Annotated in this window: 14 protein-coding genes and 1 pseudogene; 6 read left to right on the top strand and 9 right to left on the bottom strand. The window is 62.3% G+C overall.

The features are described from left to right. Window positions 1–56: 56 nt before the first annotated feature. Window positions 57–1,022, top strand: a complete 966-nt coding sequence (locus tag CAF65_RS24260; RefSeq protein WP_085718547.1) for an alpha/beta hydrolase — start codon at window positions 57–59, stop codon at window positions 1,020–1,022. Between the two features lie 148 nt (window positions 1,023–1,170). On the opposite strand, the pseudogene CAF65_RS28910 reads toward CAF65_RS24260, so the two are convergent. Next, window positions 1,171–1,317 (bottom strand): annotated as a pseudogene (locus CAF65_RS28910) (DUF6124 family protein); the annotation flags it as partial. 23 nt (window positions 1,318–1,340) lie between these two features. On the opposite strand from CAF65_RS28910, the gene CAF65_RS28275 reads away from it, so the two are divergent. The 4 genes from CAF65_RS28275 to CAF65_RS24240 all read left to right on the top strand — a co-directional run bounded on the left by CAF65_RS28275 (window position 1,341) and on the right by CAF65_RS24240 (window position 3,244). After that, complete coding sequence (locus tag CAF65_RS28275) at window positions 1,341–1,496, top strand: antitoxin (RefSeq protein WP_256578718.1); 156 nt, start codon at window positions 1,341–1,343, stop codon at window positions 1,494–1,496. Window positions 1,497–1,601: 105 nt separating this feature from the next. After that, a complete protein-coding gene (locus tag CAF65_RS24250; protein ID WP_085718546.1) occupies window positions 1,602–2,009 on the top strand; it encodes a VOC family protein in 408 nt (135 codons plus the stop codon). Further along, window positions 2,006–2,521, top strand: a complete 516-nt coding sequence (locus CAF65_RS24245) for a GNAT family N-acetyltransferase (protein WP_085718545.1) — start codon at window positions 2,006–2,008, stop codon at window positions 2,519–2,521. The genes CAF65_RS24250 and CAF65_RS24245 overlap by 4 nt, the downstream gene beginning before the upstream one ends. Before the next feature lie 210 nt (window positions 2,522–2,731). Beyond that, window positions 2,732–3,244 (top strand): PaaI family thioesterase, encoded by a 513-nt coding sequence (locus tag CAF65_RS24240; RefSeq protein WP_085718544.1) that lies wholly within the window; start codon window positions 2,732–2,734, stop codon window positions 3,242–3,244. A gap of 127 nt (window positions 3,245–3,371) precedes the next feature. Here CAF65_RS24240 and CAF65_RS24235 read toward each other — a convergent pair whose 3' ends face one another. The 5 genes from CAF65_RS24235 to pvdM all read right to left on the bottom strand — a co-directional run bounded on the left by CAF65_RS24235 (window position 3,372) and on the right by pvdM (window position 11,302). Continuing rightward, window positions 3,372–5,789 (bottom strand): TonB-dependent siderophore receptor, encoded by a 2,418-nt coding sequence (locus tag CAF65_RS24235; protein ID WP_085718543.1) that lies wholly within the window; start codon window positions 5,787–5,789, stop codon window positions 3,372–3,374. Window positions 5,790–5,915: 126 nt separating this feature from the next. Beyond that, window positions 5,916–7,565, bottom strand: coding sequence for a cyclic peptide export ABC transporter (locus CAF65_RS24230; protein ID WP_085718542.1), 1,650 nt, complete (start codon window positions 7,563–7,565; stop codon window positions 5,916–5,918). Between the two features lie 159 nt (window positions 7,566–7,724). Continuing rightward, window positions 7,725–8,612: a formylglycine-generating enzyme family protein gene (locus tag CAF65_RS24225; RefSeq protein ID WP_085718541.1), complete on the bottom strand. Its 888-nt coding sequence runs from the start codon at window positions 8,610–8,612 to the stop codon at window positions 7,725–7,727. Between the two features lie 29 nt (window positions 8,613–8,641). Next, window positions 8,642–9,922 (bottom strand): aminotransferase class V-fold PLP-dependent enzyme, encoded by a 1,281-nt coding sequence (locus tag CAF65_RS24220; RefSeq protein ID WP_085718540.1) that lies wholly within the window; start codon window positions 9,920–9,922, stop codon window positions 8,642–8,644. Window positions 9,923–9,952: 30 nt separating this feature from the next. Beyond that, window positions 9,953–11,302, bottom strand: coding sequence for a pyoverdine-tailoring dipeptidase-like protein PvdM (pvdM, locus tag CAF65_RS24215; RefSeq protein WP_085718539.1), 1,350 nt, complete (start codon window positions 11,300–11,302; stop codon window positions 9,953–9,955). 252 nt (window positions 11,303–11,554) lie between these two features. Here pvdM and CAF65_RS24210 point away from each other — a divergent pair, with 252 nt between their 5' ends. Next, window positions 11,555–13,174, top strand: a complete 1,620-nt coding sequence (locus tag CAF65_RS24210; protein ID WP_085718538.1) for a PvdJ/PvdD/PvdP-like protein — start codon at window positions 11,555–11,557, stop codon at window positions 13,172–13,174. A gap of 124 nt (window positions 13,175–13,298) precedes the next feature. Here CAF65_RS24210 and CAF65_RS24205 read toward each other — a convergent pair whose 3' ends face one another. Genes CAF65_RS24205 through CAF65_RS24195 form a run of 3 tightly spaced genes read right to left on the bottom strand, consistent with a single transcriptional unit; the run spans window position 13,299 to window position 17,847 of the window. Continuing rightward, on the bottom strand, window positions 13,299–14,693 hold the full coding sequence (locus tag CAF65_RS24205; RefSeq protein WP_085718537.1) for an efflux transporter outer membrane subunit: 1,395 nt from the start codon (window positions 14,691–14,693) through the stop codon (window positions 13,299–13,301). A gap of 7 nt (window positions 14,694–14,700) precedes the next feature. Further along, the gene (locus CAF65_RS24200; protein ID WP_085718536.1) at window positions 14,701–16,674 is read right to left on the bottom strand and encodes a MacB family efflux pump subunit; all 1,974 of its coding nucleotides are present in this window, start codon (window positions 16,672–16,674) and stop codon (window positions 14,701–14,703) included. Next, on the bottom strand, window positions 16,675–17,847 hold the full coding sequence (locus tag CAF65_RS24195; RefSeq protein WP_085718535.1) for an efflux RND transporter periplasmic adaptor subunit: 1,173 nt from the start codon (window positions 17,845–17,847) through the stop codon (window positions 16,675–16,677). Window positions 17,848–17,908 lie beyond the last annotated feature (61 nt).

The raw sequence follows: 17,908 nt of genomic DNA, 5'->3' as shown, positions 1-17,908 counted from the left end.
CGGTCCTCACGGTTCGTTTATTGGGCGAGCCTGTTTATTTTTGGAGACTACCGCCCATGGCACTGCACCCGGACATCGAGGGATTTCTAGAGCTGGCCGAATTCGGCCGCTTCAGCGGCAAAAGCCAAGCCATGCATGAGCTGAGCCCGAGCGAAGCGCGACAGCAATTCGAACAGACGTCGCAGTTGCTTGATGCGGCTCCGACGGGGGTGTTGACGGTGTCTGCGCTCAGCATTACGGCGCGGGACGGGCATGTGCTCAACGCGCGGCTGTACGCCAAGCCGCAACCGGACAGCGAGCCGCGCCCGGTGTTGTTGTACTTCCATGGCGGCGGGTACGTGGTGGGCAGCCTCGATTCCCACGACACCCTGTGCCGGCGTCTGGCGCTGGCAGGGGAATTTGCCGTGTTGTCGGCGGACTATCGCTTGGCGCCGGAACACCGTTTTCCAACGGCTTACAACGATGCCGAAGACATCACGCGTTGGCTGGCCATTACCGGTGCCAAAGCATTGGGCCTGGACGCGAGGCGGATCGCACTGGCCGGGGACAGCGTCGGCGGCAGCCTGGTGGCATCGCTGTGTATCGCCATCGCCCAGGACCCGTTGGGATGGCCGCTTGTACCGCGTCTGCAAGTGCTGCTGTACCCGGTGATCGACGCGGTAAAGAAACGCCCGTCACTGCAGCGGTTCGCCGAAGGCTATCTGCTGGAAGCCACCACGCTGGAATGGTTCTACCAGCAATACCAACGCAGTGAAGCCGACCGTAGCGACTGGCGTTTTTCACCGCTGTACGCCGAGCGTTTGCAACGTCTGACACCCACCGTCCTGTGGCTGGCCGAGTACGACCCGTTGCTCGATGAAGGCCTGGCCTGGGCCGAGAAACTGCGTACTGCGGGGCAACCCGTGGTGCTGGACGTGAAGACCGGCATGACCCACGACTTTGCGCGCATGGGCGAGATGGTCCAGGAAGTGCCGGGGATGCTGGCGCAACTGGCGGCGCAGATCAGCGAAAGCCTGGCCTGACTTGTGGCGGGTTGATCAGCTACGCCATACCCCTGTGGGAGCGAGCCTGCTCGCGAAAGCAGTGTATCTGCCAACATCAGCATTGGATGTGAATCCGTATTCGCGAGCAGGCTCGCTCCCACAGGTTGTTTTGCGCTGACTCAGATAACTAGGGCGGATCAAGCCGATCCAGCGCGCGATTCACCGCCAGTTCCCCCAGCATGATCACCTGCGCAATTCCCAAAAGCGCATTGCGGCTTGTCCCCTGCAGATGATCCACCAGATCGTTGGTCATGACATTGGCCGACGCCAGCGACGACAGCGATCCCGGAGGTCAATGTGAGCACCGAACATGCCGCCAGCTATGACCGCTGGTTCCGCACCAAGGTGCAAGCCTCGCTCAACGGCCCGTCCCCGAACGTCCCGCATGATCAGGTAATGGTTGATATGCGAGCTCTTCTCGAATCAAAGTCTAATGAACACGGTAGTGATTGAGTTGTGATCGCTGCGTGGTCCAGTTGTCTAACTACTACTTCTTCGATACTTGGCCCAACACTGCTAGATTCACCGCTCGATTGGCACGACAAGGAATGTTCGTTCATGAAATTTGGCTACCTGATCATCTACGTCAAGGATGTAGAGGCCTCTCTCAAGTTCTTCTCATCCGCCTTCGGGCTCGGCGTTCGGTTCATTCATGAGTCTGGCACCTATGGCGAACTGGAAACCGGCGAAACCGCGCTGGCATTCGCCGCCGATGAACTGGCCGCATCGAACTTCAGCACCGGCCATGTCCCGGCGCACTCATCCCTCATACCGTTAGGCATCGAAGTCGGGCTGGTGACCGAGGATGTCCCCGCTGCCCATGCCAAAGCGATTCAAGCAGGCGCCAGCGAAATCGCTGCCCCGACTACCAAGCCCTGGGGGCAAACCGTGTCTTACGTTCGATGCCCTGACGGAACGCTGGTTGAGCTGTGCACACCGGTAAACGCTAGCGAGAGTGGGTCTTGAAAGCCGGGTGCGAAGCGAACCACGCAGACAAGTCTGGCAGTAACCTGCAATCGGTCACGTCAACGGACCCATTGGCGATACTTGCAATCTCGGGGATCACGCAGCAAATCCGGGAGCTGGAAACGCAGGCCGTTGCCGAAGGCTTCAGGTTCCTCTCCCGGTTGATCGAGGAATGGGAAAGCGGTGCCAATCGATTCGATCAGCAGGGCGAGGGTCTTTTCGGAGCGTTCCGGGACGGGCGGCTGATTGCCGTTGGAGGTCTTTCATCAGACCCATTTGCCGAACCGGATGTAGGGCGATTACGGCGGGTCTACGTCGCACGTGCATCAAGGGGCCAGAACGTGGGTAAAGCGATGGTGCAGCACCTGCTGGAATTGGCGTCTGAGCATTTCCGCATTGTGCGACTGTCCACGGACACACCCGAGGGCGCTGCCTTTTACCTGCGCTGCGGGTTCCGGCCGATACAGGATGATTTTGCGACGCATATGAAGTCATTGGTGGATGTGACATAGCCAATGGGGCATTTCTTTTGAAGTGCCTAACCCACTTTTTCGCCCGATAACGGCTGTGTATGATCATTACGGCCCGATGCTGCCCGCCGCTCGATCCCGCTGGGAAAGGTGAAAGTATCTCCTCCTTATTGATCAGCCGTTGCGAACCGGGGCGACCCGGTCCGCTTTGAACCACGACGATTCGCCACCGGTATTAAGGACGGACAGGTTATGACCACGCAGAACACTTCGCTACAAGATATCGCCGCGCCTGAAGGCGTTTGTTATGGCTGCGGCAGCCAGAATCCGCACGGGCTGCACATCAAGAGCTTCTGGCATGAAGACGGGGTGCATGTCATGGCGGAGCATATGCCCGATGACAAGTATTGCGGCTGGCCGGATCTGGTTTACGGCGGTTTGATCGCGATGCTGGTGGATTGTCATTCCAACTGGGCAGCGATGGCTTATCACTACCGGGCAGAACAGCGCGAGGTGGGGAGCCTGCCCCACGTCACCTGCGTCACCGGTAACCTCGGCATCAAGTTCATCAAGCCCACCCCGATGGGGGTGCGCCTGACGCTGCGTGCAAAAGTCGAGGGCGATGTCGGGCGCAAAAGCCGGGTCATCTGCGAGGTGTTCGCCGGGGATGTCCTGACCGCTGTCGGGGACTCCATCTTTGTCCGCGCCGATACCGAGCAACTCAGGGCCGCCGCGCAAGCAGAAAACAAAACCGGACCACTGTAGGAGCGAGCTTGCTCGCGATGGATTCATAGGCGCTGCGTTCAACCAGTGAACACGCGTTATCGTTAACGACCATCGTCGGAACGCCGCCCGGAGCAAGCTCGCTCCTACAAATGGAAGCTGCCGTCCATTAGTAATGCGCGCGCAGGCTCAGGGTCACGGTGCGCGGGTCGCCGTAGAAGTTGGTGCCCCAGGAGGCATCAACGCGGTCGTAGTACTTGCGGTCGAACAGGTTGTTGGCGGTCAGTGTCGACGACAGGTTTTCGTTGAACTTGTAGCCGACCTGCGCCGTGGTGACGGCAAAGCCGCCTTGTTGGAACTTCACGTCACGCTGGAAATAGGTTTCGCTGACCACACGCACGCCACCGCCGACGCTGAAGTCCTTGAGCGGACCGTCGGTGAACTCGTACTTGGTCCACAGGTTGTAGTTGTGCTTGGGCGTGATCGTGCTGAAGGTCTTGCCTTTGTTGGCCTGGTCGCCGTCCAGGAACTTGGTGGAGGTGTAGGCGTAACCGGTGACGATGCTCCAGTTATCGGTCAGGTTGCCGCTCAGCTCGGTCTCCCAACCCTGGCTGCGTGCCTTGCCTTCGGTCATGTAGGCACCGGAGGTGTTGTCGTATTCGGCGCGGTTTTCATCGTAGATGCGGAAGGCGGCGATGCTGGCGTTCAGGCGACCGTCGTAGAATTCGCGCTTGAGGCCGATCTCGTACTGCTTGCCTTCACGCGGGCCGACCGGCTCGCCGTTCGTTCCGATTTCGCTCTGCGGTTTGAACACGCCGGTGTAGCTGAAGTAGGTTGACAGTTCCGGGGTGATCTTGCCGATGACGGCGCCGTACGGCACGACCTTGCGGTTGATGCTGGTGTGGGCCTGGCCGAAGTTGTTGAAGAAGGCGTTGGCGTTCTTCGCGTCGCTTTCGTACCAGGTCACACGGCTGCCGCCGATGACATCGAGCCAGTCGGTGACGTCGAACTTGGCGCGGGTGTAGACGCCATACTGATCGGACTTGGACCAGTTGCCGTTGACGTGCGCATAGTCCTTGCGGGGAATGTCGATGCTGCCCGGATCGAATACGTTGATCGGGAAGTACTCGCCGCCGCCGTAGGTGAAGTCCTTGTCCAGGTGTTGGTACTCGGTGCCCAGGGTGAACTCGTGCCGGCGATTGGCGAACTCGAACGGCGTGGTCACGAAGCTGTCGACACCGATGGTCTTGATGTGGGTGTAGTAGTCGTAGGCCACGGCCGAGCTGTCACCGGTGGCCGGGTCGACCGCGCCGTCGACCCAGGTGAAATTACGCTCCGGGGTTTCGGCGTCGCGGTAGGTCAGGGTGGTCTTGAACTGACCGCCGTTGTCCAGTTCGTGGTCGAGTTCGGCGAAGGTTTCCCAGACTTTTTCGTTGAGGGTGTTCCACTTGGCATCGAGGAAGGTCGAGCGAGGAACGTCGAGCAGTTTGCCGTCGGCGTAGGCCGGCAAACCGAACGCCGGGGTGGAGTTGTTCTTCTGGTAAGCGCCACCGACCGACAGGGTGGTGACCGGGTCGAGGTCGAATTCCAGGCGGCCGTAGACCATCGGGCGTTCGTTCTTCGCGTAATCGACGAAGGACTTGTTGTTCTCGTAGGCGGTGATGAAGCGACCGCGCACGGTGCCCTCGTCGTTCAACGGGCCGGTGACGTCCACCGAAGAACGGTAGCGATCATAGGAACCGGCGGCCAGTTCACCACCGAGGGCGAATTGGCTCAGGGCGCGCTTGCGTACCACGTTGATCGTGCCGCCGGGTTCGCCAGCGCCCTGGTACAGGCCCGACGGGCCGCGCAGCACTTCGATGCGGTCGTACATCGCCAGGTCGAAACTGGTGGCCATGTCGCCCTGGGCGGTCGGCTGCGAGACGCCGTCGACCTGCACCTGGTCAACGAGGAAGCCGCGCATGAAGATGTCGTTGAGGCTGGAGCCGGAGTTGTAGGTCTTGATGGTCACGCCGGTGACCTGGCGCATGGCGTCCTGCAAGCTGTTCAGGTTCTGGTCGTCCATGCGTTGGCGCGTGACGACGGACACCGACTGCGGGATGTCCTTGAGCTTGATGTTGCCTTTGCCGATGGTGACTTCATTGGTGGTATAGGAGTGCGAGCCTTCGGTGGTCGGCCCCAGCGCCAGGCCGGTAATGGACGTCGCACCCAACTGCAATGCACTGGAGTCACCGGCCGATGACATCAGCGACACGGTGTTGCCATTCAACTGAAAATGGATGCCGCTCCCCAGCAGCAAGGTTTTCAGTGCCTGTTCCGGTTCCATGTTGCCGGTCACCGCCGTGGACTTGATGCCGTTGACCAGGTCCTGGCTGTAGAGAATCTGCAGGTTGGTCTGCTGGCCCAGTTGGCGCAATGCACTGGCCAGCGGCTGGGACGGCACATTGACGTTCACCGGAGCAGCCTCGACCTGGGAAGTACCCAGCAGCAACAGGGTCAACAGCGCGCCCGGCACGATCGTTCGGAGTTTCTTTTGCCGTTCGATGGCTAATGCCAACGGTGCGCGGGACAGGGTAGGGCTATGCATTGCTCGAATCGCTCCAGAATGGTGTGTGCAGTTTTTTAGTTAATGATAATTATTATTAGACGTACCACTTTGGCTAAACCGGAAAACAAACTTCAAAAAACAATGCTCTGCGCGCGACAATGACCGTCAGGCCGTTGTGCGCTCGGTGACGACCCGGCCCGATTCCATGCGCACCAGTTGATCGGCCATGTCGAAATAGCGGTCGTCGTGGGAGATGACGATGATGGTCTTGCCCAGGCGTTTGAGGTCCGGCAGCAGCTCGGTGTAGAAGATGCGGCGGAAGGTCGGGTCCTGGTCGGCGGCCCATTCGTCGAACACCAGCACCGGGCGTTCCTCCAGCCAGGCATTGACCAGCGCCAGGCGCTTGCGCTGGCCGGTGGACAGGTCGGTGGTGGTGAAACGGCCGTCCCTGACGCTGACCTTGTGTGCGATCTCCAGCCGTTGCAGGTAGGCGTTGGCATCTTCGGGGATGTGCCGGTCGCCCTGTACCACGTCATCGAACAGGTAGTAGTCGGCAAAAATCGTGGTGAACAACTGGCGGTAGTCGTCGCGATTGTGCGCATCGATGCCTTGGCCGTTGAGCAGGATCGAACCCTGTTGTGGCGCGTAGAGCCCCAGCAGCAACTTGATCAGGGTGGTCTTGCCGCAGCCGTTTTCGCCGACGATGAAAATGATGTCGCCCTGCTCGATGGTCAGGTTCACCGGCCCCAGGCGAAAGGCGTCGCTGCCCGGTGCGGCGGGGAAGGCGTAGCTGACGTTGTTCAACTGCAGGCTGTCGACCACGGTCGGCGAGGTGCCTTTGTCGTTGAGCAGCAGGTGCGGCTCCGGCGAGGAAAACTGGCTCGACAACTCGGCGATACGGCGGAAGGCAATCCGTGCGCGACTCACGATCGGCAAGGTGCTGACCAGATGCTCGATCGGGCCTTTCATATACAACAGTACCAGCACGAAGCCGCTCATCACCGCTTTGTCGGCGCTGGGCCAGAAGGATTGCAGGGCCAGCGCCAGGCCGATGACCACGAAGAACAGCATCGAGCCCAGGGTCTTGGCGATCACGAAGGTGTTGATCGAACGCACCTGGGTGTCGCAGATGAAATCGGCGGTGCCCTGGATGCCCTTGACGAACATGCGCTGGCGACGCAGGCGGTGGATGCGCAATTCCTTGGCGCCGCCGGCAATGGCGTTGTAGTGCTTTTGCAAATCGTCTTCGGCGTCGCGGGCGGCCATGAAACCCTGGATGCCCTTGGCCTGCGCGTAGAACTGGATGCCGGTGCCGATGGCAATCGCCAGCACCATCATCAGGAACATCGGCCACGACAACAGCGCCAGATAACCCATGCAACCGAGGGTCACAGTCAAGGAAATCGCCAACGGCGCGAAGGCGAAGGCGAAGTCGCTGATGGTGTCGACGTCGTGGGTCAGCACCGGGATCAGCCGGTGGCTGCGGTAGCGCTCGATCTGCTCGATAGGTGCCGAAAGGACTTTCTCCCCAAGCGTTTTGCGCAGCCTGGCAATGATGTGCTGGCCGACATGGTTGGTGCCGATATCCGAGCAGATCGAACTGCCCAGGGCCAGCAGGCACAGACCGCCGAACAGCGCAACCACGCCTTGGGTCAGGCCGTCCGGCGAGTGCAGCGCATTGTTGATGGTCGCCAGTAGCACCGTCACGCTCAGGCCGCCGACCATGCCCAGGACAATGGACGCGGCGACGATCAGTCGAAACGGTTTCAACAGGGCCAGTAATTCGCCGATGGCGCCTCGGGTAGGCTGGGTCATGGCAGGCAGTTCCTTGGGTCGTAAGGCAGATACCCAGTAGAACGTCTGGTGAAGGGCTTAATTTAAACGGTGGGAGACTGGTGGCGGGGCTCGGTTCACTGACAGGGTACAAAACACTGTGGGAGCGAGCAGGCTCGCTCCCACAAGGGGAGAGGGAGGTCAGAGAGTGCGTACGACGCGGAAACCGATCCAGTCGCCACGGGTTTGCGGGTCGATGTCATTGCGGTTGCCCGAGCGGGAAAACACCGGTGCTTCGCCCCAGTCGTTGCCACGGATGCGCAGGGTGTCGCAATCGGGTTCGGTCCAGGCGCTGCCGTCGGTGGGCGCGCCGACATAGTCAGGGTGGTAGCAATCGGCGATCCATTCGTAGACGTTGCCATGCATGTCGTACATACCGAAGGCATTCGCTGGATAGCTACCAACCGGAGATGTATGGCTGTAGCCGTCGGTAGGCCCGTAGGTGTTGGCGTGGGTGGCGATGCTGTACTCGGTGCCGGGGTCGAACGGGAAGGGGAACGGTCCCGTTGACCCGGCACGGGCCGCGTACTCGCGTTGGGCCTCGCTGACGATGTGGTAATGTTGGCCGGTTTTGTGCGACAGCCAGGCGACATACGCCGTGACTTCGGCGAAGTTCATGCACACCGCCGGCTGACGCGGCCCTTGGGGGTAACTCGGTTTGCCATTGGTGCATGCCCGACCGGGGCGGGTATCGCCATCGGGCAGGGTGACCCCGGTTTCCTTCATGTATTGGGCCCATTCGCCGGCAGTGATCTGGTAACGGCTCATGGCGAAGGGTTTGTCGAAGGTCACTTCATGCATCGGGCCTTCATCCGGCTCGCGGCCGACTTCGCCTTCCGGGGTGCCCATGGTGAAGGTGCCGGCGGGCAGCACCACCATTTCCGGACAGTGGCGGCAATCCTTGAAGACCTTGCCCGGCAGCGGCGCCGTGTACGCCTGGGCGAGGCTCGGTACGGCACTGCCGAGCAATGCCAGCAGCATCAGGGCGCCCAGGCGTTGAAGGGGCTGCCGGTACAGGATGTTTTTCATAAGGGTTCTCGCTAAAGGTAGTCGGCGGTTCAGAGCTTGCTGGCCATCAGCTCCATCAACTGGTCGATGTGCGCTTCGGTATTGAGCAGCCCCGGTGAAACACGAATGACCGGCCCGACATCACGGTCCACGGCATCACACACCACGCGGCGATCCATCAGGAAATTGGCGACTTCGTCGCAGTCCTGGTGCTTGATGCGGAAGAAGGTGAAACCGGCGGAATGCTCCGGTGACAGCGGTGTGACCAGTTCCACCGACGGGTGTGCCTGCAAGCGTTTTTTCAGGTAGCTGTTGATGTCGTGAATGCGCGTCGCGACCTCGGCCTTGCCCAGTTCCAGATGCAGTTTGAAGGCTTCAGTCAGCGCCCAGCGGTGTTCGAACGAGTGGTAGCCGCCGTAGGTCATCACGGTGGAGAACCGGGTGGCTTCGGAGAAGGTCGGGATGGTCGGGGTCACATCCTTGAGCTCGTCGGAGCGGGCGCAGATGATCCCGGTGCCCCGTGGGCCGAACATCCATTTGTGGGTGCCGGCGATGAAGAAGTCGCAATGCATGTCCGGAAAATCGACGTTCTCCACGCCGAAGCCGTGTACGCCATCGATCACGTAGAGGATGCGGTCCTTGTCTGCGCGGCCACGGTTTTTCTCGGCCACCAGTTTACCGATCTCGCCGATGGGCAGCTTCACGCCGCTGCCGGAATGTACCCAGGTCATGCCAAGTACACGGGTCTCGGGGCGGATGTTGCGCTCAATCGCGGCCAGCACTTCGGCGGTCGAGACCTTGTAAGGGTCTTCGAACAATTTGATCTTGCGAACCTTGGTGCCGTCCTTCTGGGTGCGGAACTCGAACACGCTGTTGGCGGCGTAGTGTTCGTGTTCGCTGGTGAGGATTTCCTGGTCCGGGCGCACGTGGATGCCGGCGTAGATCATCGCCAGGCCTTCGGTGGTGCTGCCGGTCAGGGCGATCTGCGACGGCTTGGCTTTCAGGTAGCGACCGGCCCACACGCGCACGTCCTCTTCACGGCGTTCGGTTTCGCCGCGATGCCAGTCCATGGCCAGGCCGGGGTTGCGATCGAGGTTGGCGCGGTGCATCTCGATGGCTTCACGCACCGGGCGCGGGTGCGAGGTCACCAGGAAGTTGGCGAAGTGCAGGTAGTTCGGGTCCTGCGTGAACAGTTGGCGCAACTGGTCCCATTTGTCCCTGGGTAACGGCGCGGGGCTTGCGGCCCGTGCGGGCAGGTTGACGGCCGAGGCCAGGGGAATGCCGGCCGCCAGAATGCCGGCCTGCTTGAGGAATGAACGACGGTTGGTCATGGGTTCGGTTCGCTTTGGCAAAAGGAAAAATCAGTTCTGCACCACAGGCCGGGAAGACTTCTGCACCTGGTCCCAGACCCGCAGGAAGTTGCCGCCCCAGAGCTTGGCGATGTCGGCTTCACTGTAGCCGCGGCTGATCAATTCGGCGGTCACGTTGCGGGCTTCGCTGACGTCTTTCCAGCCGTCGAGGCCGCCGCCGTCGTTGAAGTCGGAACTGATGCCGACGTGGTCGATGCCGATTTTCTTCACGGCATAATCGATCGCATCGCCGTAGTCCTTGAGGGAGGCCTTGGGTTCTTCGTCGAGGATCGAGTAGAGCTGGCTGGCGTATTCGCCGAAACGCTGTTCGGGCCAGACGGTGATCACCGGATCGCCGGGCATCAGGGCCATCTCCAGGCCTTGCAGCGGTTGCAGGTCGAAGCGCGCGCGCAAGGCGTTGAGCTTGGCGAGGGTGGCCTGGCTCAGCGGGCGGATATAGGTCGGGAAGCCGACAATCTGCACCACGCCGCCGCTGTTCTTGATCAACTGCATTTCCGGGTCGCTGAGGTTGCGCGGGATGTCCACCAGCGCTCGGGGAGCCGAGTGGGAGGCGACCATCGGCGTACGGCTCAGTTGCGCGACCTGCTCCAGGGCCTTGGTCGACATCTGCGACACATCGATGATCACGCCCAGGTCATTGAGGCGATGGACCGCCTGCTTGCCAATCTCCGACAGCCCGCCGAGGGCATCGCGCGAGTCATTGAAGAACGGCAGCGGTCGCGACGAATCGGCCCAGGCGTTGTTGCCCACGTAGCTGAAGCCGAACATGCGCATGCCTCGCGCTGCCCACTTGTCCAGGGCGTTGAGGTCATTTCCCAGCGGGTAGGCGTTGAGCATGCTGATGAAGATCGCGAACTTGCCTTCGCCATGCAGGCGCCGGAAGTCGTCGGGGGTGTAGGCGATGGCCACTTGATTGGGGAAGTCACGCACCATCGCGCTGATGATCCTGTAGCGGGTTTCCTGCTCAAAGCGGGCCTCGTCGACGAAGCCGGCAGTAGGGCGATGGGGGGCGTTGGCGCCGTTCCATATTTCCGGCCAGCCGAAGATCGTCAGCGCCGCACCGGACAGGCGCCCGCGGCCGGTCTTGACCAGGTCGAACTGGCCCTCGCCGTCCTTGTCGACTTCGTTGCCGGCGGTGCCGAAGTCCATGGGCACGGTGATGTGGCTGTCGAACGAGAGGATGCGCTCCTGCAATTGATCGGCCTGTTTCATCACCTTGACCGGGTAGCCGGGATTGTCCTTGAACCCGTAATCCCAGGCTGCAAGGCCTGCACCCGCACTGATCGCCAGGGCCAGCGGCAGGCCGATGAAAAGAGCCTTTGTCGAACGTGGTTTTGTCATTGCCGTCTCAGTCAGGTTCGCCGTCGAGGATCAGGCGCAGGGGCCTTTGCTATCTGGGGGGAACGTATGGCTGGCCGGAAAATTTAGCGCGGCTGATGGCCTCATCGCGAGCAAGCTCGCTCCCACACTGATCGAGTGAACACTGGAGATCCCCTGTGGGAGCGAGCTTGTTCGCGATGCTCTTAAATTCTGCGGCGCAACAATCGTCCTAGCTTGGATAAAGCCTGCTCCATGGCTGACACAGGTAGGGCAATGACGATTTCTCGACGATGGTTCCTCGCAGGTCTGGCGCTGACCGGTGCCGCCGTGCCGGCGGTGTATTACGGGCATCGCGAACTGACCAGGCCGGATCCGACGATCACCCCCGGCGAAGCCTCGTTCGACGTGGCGGATGTTGCTGGCCAGCGGTTGGCGGACACCTTGCGCGGGGTCTGGCAGATTCGCTTCGAAGGTCGTGACGCCGGTATCGAAGGCTTGCCGCTGGAGGGGCTGGAAGTGTTCCTCGATATCGGGCACAAGGGCCGCGGTGTCAGTGGGTATCTCGACACCGCCGAGCGTTTGCGCTCCACGCAAGAGCCCCGTTACCGGGTGCTGGGCGATCTGTCCGGGGCCAACCCGAAGCAGCTTGGCTGGCGACTGCTGGGTGCCAGCGGCTGCTGCGAGTACGAGTTCGACATGACCCTGGACGAGGTCTGGGCCGGTTTCGGCAACGCCGGCAGCGGCAGTCTCAGCGGGCGCGTGCTGGACCTGAAGCGGCCGCTGATGCTGACGGCTCAGGACAATCGATTCATTGCCGTCAAACGGGTATTCCCTGAAGCCCGCGAGCGTACCGGCCTCAATCCGGTCCTGCTGGCCTGGCTGGTATCGTCGGAGCACCGGTTGTTCCACCAGCTCTGGCATGCCTCCCGGGATAAATGGCACAAGCTGTCCGAAGACCAGCGCGGCGCCTTGCGCGGCCTTGGCTGGCAACCCGGCCCACGGGACAAGGAGCGCGACGCCCGAGGGGCGCGCAAGGATCGCAACGGTTCGGGCGTGGACTTTTTCTTCATGCACCGGCACATGCTCGGCACTGCACGTTCGATGCAGGACTTGCCCTCCTGGACGCATTTCCCGTTGCCGCAGCCGGAGCTGGCGCGGGATCGGCCCGGCTTTGCGCGTTATTTCGACAACCACGACGGCACCGCGCTGCCACCGACCTGGCTGGCCGAGGACGATGACGAGTACACGCAGTGGGTCAGCGACATCAAGAGTGCTGAGACGTATCACAGCAATTTCCAGGTATGGGAATCGCGCTACCGTGATCCACGCTACCTGTCGACGCTGACCCTCGGCCAGTTCGGCTCGGAGGTCGAACTGGGTCTGCACGACTGGCTGCACATGCGCTGGGCTTCGGTGCCGCGTGATCCGTCGAACGGTCAGCCGGTGCCCTTTGCCCGTGATCCGGCGGACTTTTCCGCACGCTGGTTCGCCGCGGAAAACGACTTCCTCGGCGACCCGTTTTCCTCCCATGTGAACCCGGTTTTCTGGCACTTCCACGGCTGGATCGACGATCGCCTGGAGGACTGGTTCCGCGCCCACGAACGCTTCCATCCGGGGCAGGTCAGCCGGCTCCAGGTCAACGGTGTGCAATGGTTTGCGCCTGGGCGCTGGGTCGAGATCGATGACCCCTGGCTCGGCCCGATCACCCACGGTTGCAGTACCACGCCGGGGTTGCAGGCCGGCAAGTCAGTGGAAATGGACCCGGAAACCATGAAACTGGCGTTGCGCATTACCTTCGGCGAGGACGAGAAAAAACTGGCGGGGCTGTTGCGCAAGGTGCCGCAACGGCCTTGGTATGCGCGGCATTTGAAGGCTAAACAGAGCCAGGCCTGAAACCGCGTAATCGTTCAATCGCTGGCAAGCCAGCTCCCACAGGATTAGTGGGTGTACGCGAAATCTGCGAACAACAAAAAACCTGTGGGAGCGGGCTTGCCCGCGATGGCGGTTTCCCAGTCACCTACAAAACCTGCCACCCCCCACCCAACGCCTTGTACAGGGCAATACTGGCCTGCATCCGCGACAACCGCAGTTGCACGTTCAAATCCTGCGCCGCGTACAGCGTGCGCTGGGTTTCCAGCACTGTCAGCAAGTCCTCGGCCCCGGCCTGATAACGGCTTTGCGCGATGTTGAACGCGGTCTGCGCCTGGCTCAGTTCTTCACTCTGCCACTGGCGCTGCTCATCCAGTCCGCGAATGCTGTTGAGGGCTTTTTCGACGTCGGCGAAGCCGTTGATGATCGCGCCGCGATAGGCCTCTAGCAGCTCTTCCTGGCGCGCCGTCGCCTTGTCGCGCTGGGCACCGAGGCGGCCGTTGTTGAACACCGGCGCGAGCAGCCCGGCGGTGAGGTTGTAGAAGGGGCTACGCAGAATATCATCGGCCCGGTCGGCACCGGAGCCGACTTCGGCGGTGAGCGTCACGGTCGGCAGCATCGCGGCCCGGGCGACGCTGACATCGGCTTGGGCGGCGGCCAGTTGCGCCTCGGCCCGGGCAATGTCCGGGCGGCGGTTGAGCAACTGGCTGGGCACCCCGGCGTCGATGACGGGCCAGGTCAATTGATCGAAGTGTTCCTGCCCCAGCGATAGCGCCTGAACCGGGCGGCCGAGCAGGGCGGCGAGGCTGATTCGCGCATCCTCGGCCTGTTGCTGCACCAGCGGCAACTGGCGTTGCTGCGCCGCCACCAGGCTTTTTTGCTGCGCCAGTTCAAGGGCGGTGGCCGAGCCCGAATCGAAACGGGTCTGCACCAGTTTCAGCACGCTCTGGGCATTGGCCAGGTTCAACCCGGCAATGCGGCTCTGCTCCTGCAACGACAAGGCTTGTGCGTAACCATTGGCCACGGCGCTGAGCAACGTCAACTCCACGGTGGCCTGGTCGAACTCGCTGGCTTGCAGACTGAACTGAGCACTGTCGCGGCTGGCCCGCTGGCCACCCCAGAAATCGATTTCGTAGCTGGCCACAAGGTTCGCAGTGAAGTAATCGACGGCGTTGTTATCGCTGTCGGCATCGAGCTGACTGTAGCCGCTGCCCCGCAGCAATTTCTGGCGGTTGGCGTTGACCGCAGCCTTGACCTCGGGCAGTTGCGAGCCGCCGGCAATCACCGTATCGGCCCGGGCCTGGCGCACTCTCGCGATGGCCGCGGCAAAATCGTAACTGCCGAGCCGCGCCTGTTCGATCAGGCGACCCAGTTGCGGGCTGCCGAAGCGGTTCCACCATTGTCGGTTGGTATCTGTAACGCCTGCGGTGTGCGGCGATTGCCAGGCGGCCGGAGGCTCGATGCCGCTGTCGGGGCGCTGGGCCGGACTGCCGCAGGCGCCGAGTAACAGGCACAGGGTTAACACACTGAGTGGCGGCTTCATAAATCGATCATTCACTGGTAAGGGCCGTGACCGGGTCGAGTCGGGCAGCTTTGCGGGCCGGCATGTAGCCGAAGACAACACCGGTGACCAGGGCGCAGCCGAAGGCACCCAGTACCGCTATCAGGGAGAAGGCGACAGCGACATCGCCGAAAATCAGCACGCCACCGACGATCAGCGCCAGGGCAATCCCGGTGAGGCCGCCCACTACCGAAAGCATCACCGCTTCGGTGAGGAACTGGCGCAGGATGTCGCGCTGGCGGGCACCGGTGGCCATGCGGATACCGATCTCCCGGGTACGCTCGCGCACGGTCATGAGCATGATGTTCATCACACCGATCCCGCCTACCAGCAACGAAATCGCTGCAATCGACCCGAGCATCAGCGACAGGGTGTTTTGCGTGCGTGCCTCGGCCTGGATCATCGCCGCGTTGTTGGTCAGCTCGAAATCGTGCTTGCCGTCGTGCAGGCGCAGCATCAGTTGCTCGATGGCTTTTTCAGTCTCCTTGACCTTGCGCGCATCGGCGGCGGCAATGGCGATGTACTCGGGGTTGTGGCTGCCGAACAGGCGCACGCTCGCGGCGGAGTAGGGGATGGCGATGCGGTCGTCGCTGTCGGAGTCGCCGGAGCTGGCGCCTTTTTCCGCGAGCACGCCGACCACCTGGAAGGGTACGTTTTCGATCAGGATGTACTGGCCGATCGGGTTGGCCACGTCCTTGAGCAATTTGGTCCGCACCTTGTGCCCGATCACCGCGACGGCGGCGGCGTTCTGCTCATCAGCATGGGTGAAGTAGCTGCCTTCGACCACCGGCCAGTTGAAAATGGCCGGGAAGTTGGTGTCGTTGCCGCCGACGTAGCTCAAGTGATCGAGGTTGCCAAAGCGCACCCCGGCCTCCTGGCCGTTGACCGGCATGATCCGCATCACCTGGGGCAGGCTGGCAATCGCCGCGACCTCATCGAGGGTGATGATGCCCATCGGCGTGCGCGGGTTGGGGGCCGAGCCGCTGAGGTAAATGATGTTGGAGCCGAAGGCGCCCATCTGTGCCATCACCTGGCGCTTGCTGCCTTCGCCCACAGCCAGCATCACCACCACCGAGGCCACGCCTATGATGATTCCGAGCAGGGTCAGCGCGGTACGAAACCTGTTGATCCACATCACCCGCCACGCCGCGTGCACGGCATCGACCAATTCACCTTTCCACGCGCCAGTCGCTTCGGCGCCTTCACTCAGGCGCTTGCGCAGGTCGACGGCTTGTAGCGCACCGGGTGTGGCGGAATTTTGCGCGGTCGGATTTTCGTCGGCGCTGTCGCTGATGATCAGGCCGTCGCGGATCTCGATGATGCGCTTGGCCCGGGCTGCCACTTCGCGGTCGTGGGTGATGAGGATGACCACGTGGCCCTGGCTGGCCAGCTCGTCGAGCAGGGTCATGACCTCGGCGCCGCTGTGGCTGTCGAGGGCGCCGGTGGGTTCGTCGGCAAGGATGATGTGGCCACCGTTCATCAGGGCGCGGGCAATCGACACCCGTTGCTGCTGACCGCCGGAGAGTTGGTGCGGACGGTTGCCGGTGCGCGAAGCCAGGCCGAGGCGGTCGAGCAGGGCAGCGGCGCGGGCGTGGCGTTCGGCGGCCGGTAAGCCTGCGTAGATGGCCGGCATCTCGACGTTTTCCTGGGCCGAGCCGGAGGGAATCAGGTGGTAGCCCTGGAACACGAAGCCGAAGGCTTCACGACGCAGCCAGGCCAGTTCGTCACTGTCCAGGGCCGCGACGTTCTCCCCGGCAAAGCGGTATTCGCCCGAGGTCGGGCGGTCGAGGCAGCCGAGGATGTTCATCAGTGTCGATTTGCCGGAACCGGAGGCACCGACGATCGCCACGAACTCCCCGGCATGGATCGACAGGTCGATGCCGCGCAATACGTGAACTTCAGGGGCGTCGCCACCGCCGTAGGCTTTACGGATGTCCTGCAATTCGATCAGGGGCGTCTGCATTCAGCCGCCACTCCCGTCGACCGGGCCGATCAACAGGTGATCGCCTTCCTGCAGGCCATCGAGGATCTGCACCCGCAGGCGGTCACTGATACCGGTACGCACGCTGCGCTGCTCGATGCGGCCATTGCTGGCGACCACTTGCGCCGTCTGCAGGTCTGCCTGCGCACCGACCTGCAGGGCAGCGATGGGCGCGGTGAGTACGTTCTGTGCCTGATTGGCGACGAAAAATACCTGGGTGGTCATTTCCGCCATCAAGGCGTTGTCGGCGTTGTCGACGTCCAGCAACACGGTGTACAGCACCACGCGGGCACTCCCGCTTTTGCTGGTGCTGGCGGGGCTGCCGCCACCCTGGCTGGTCTGGTCCAGTGGCTTGGGCGGGACGGGGAGGATTTGCCGCACGGTGCTGGTCCAGCGACGGGTGCCGCCGCTCAGAGTGGTGAACCAGGCGTGCATGCCGGGTTTGACGTGACCGATGTCGGCCTCCGAGACCTCGGCCCACACGGTCATCGGCGACAGCTTGGCGATGCGCAGGATCAGCGGCGTCTGCTGCTGGGCGTTGAGGGTCTGGCCTTCACGGGCATCCAGCGCTACCACGGTGCCGGCCATCGGCGCATAAATCCGCGTGTAGCCCAACTCGGCCTGATCGCTGCGCAGGCTGGCTTCGGCCTGGCGGATCTGCGCCTGGAACATGTCGATGCGCGCCTGGGTCACGCGCAATTCGGCCTGGGCGGTCTGTACGTCTTCTTCACGGGTGGCACCGCCGGCGGCGAGGTTCTGTTGGCGCTGGTATTTCTGCCGGGCCAGTTCGTGTTGCGCCCGTTGTTCCTGCAACTGCGCCTTGAGGTTTTCGATGGAGAAGCGCCCGGCATCGAGTTTGGCCTGTTGCGTGGACGGGTCGATTTCCACCAGCAACTGGCCTTCCTTGACCAGGTCGCCGACTTCCACGTGGATCTTGTGGATTTGCCCGGAAGCCTGGGCGCCGACGTCGACATAGCGCCGCGGTTGCAGGGTGCCCAATGCCGTGACGCTGCTTTCGATGTCGGCGCGGCTGACCTGGACGGTGGCGAGCCGGTCGCGGCCGGGCGGGATGAATTGCCAGGCGGCGACGGCGATGACGGGGATCAGGCAGAGTGCTGCAAACACGACACGTCGGGTTTGTCGGGAACGTTTCATTCGGGGTTCCGGCCAAAGGAAATCGGCCCGTCGTTCAGCGGCGCAGGCGGGCAGAGACGGG

The organism is Pseudomonas sp. B28(2017) (genome assembly GCF_002113025.1).
In the GTDB taxonomy this organism is placed as follows: domain Bacteria; phylum Pseudomonadota; class Gammaproteobacteria; order Pseudomonadales; family Pseudomonadaceae; genus Aquipseudomonas.
Note: the sequence above shows the minus strand (reverse complement) of the source record. Positions and strands in the feature narration are given on the sequence as shown.

Excerpts from the sequence above, each read along its gene's own strand:
- CAF65_RS24260 (WP_085718547.1), top strand. The coding sequence starts at position 57 with ATGGCACTGCACCCGGACATCGAGGGATTTCTAGAGCTGGCCGAATTC.
- CAF65_RS24250 (WP_085718546.1), top strand. The coding sequence starts at position 1,602 with ATGAAATTTGGCTACCTGATCATCTACGTCAAGGATGTAGAGGCCTCT.
- CAF65_RS24240 (WP_085718544.1), top strand. The coding sequence starts at position 2,732 with ATGACCACGCAGAACACTTCGCTACAAGATATCGCCGCGCCTGAAGGC.
- CAF65_RS24235 (WP_085718543.1), bottom strand. The coding sequence starts at position 5,789 with ATGCATAGCCCTACCCTGTCCCGCGCACCGTTGGCATTAGCCATCGAA.
- CAF65_RS24230 (WP_085718542.1), bottom strand. The coding sequence starts at position 7,565 with ATGACCCAGCCTACCCGAGGCGCCATCGGCGAATTACTGGCCCTGTTG.
- CAF65_RS24225 (WP_085718541.1), bottom strand. The coding sequence starts at position 8,612 with ATGAAAAACATCCTGTACCGGCAGCCCCTTCAACGCCTGGGCGCCCTG.
- CAF65_RS24220 (WP_085718540.1), bottom strand. The coding sequence starts at position 9,922 with ATGACCAACCGTCGTTCATTCCTCAAGCAGGCCGGCATTCTGGCGGCC.
- pvdM (WP_085718539.1), bottom strand. The coding sequence starts at position 11,302 with ATGACAAAACCACGTTCGACAAAGGCTCTTTTCATCGGCCTGCCGCTG.
- CAF65_RS24210 (WP_085718538.1), top strand. The coding sequence starts at position 11,555 with ATGACGATTTCTCGACGATGGTTCCTCGCAGGTCTGGCGCTGACCGGT.
- CAF65_RS24205 (WP_085718537.1), bottom strand. The coding sequence starts at position 14,693 with ATGAAGCCGCCACTCAGTGTGTTAACCCTGTGCCTGTTACTCGGCGCC.
- CAF65_RS24200 (WP_085718536.1), bottom strand. The coding sequence starts at position 16,674 with ATGCAGACGCCCCTGATCGAATTGCAGGACATCCGTAAAGCCTACGGC.
- CAF65_RS24195 (WP_085718535.1), bottom strand. The coding sequence starts at position 17,847 with ATGAAACGTTCCCGACAAACCCGACGTGTCGTGTTTGCAGCACTCTGC.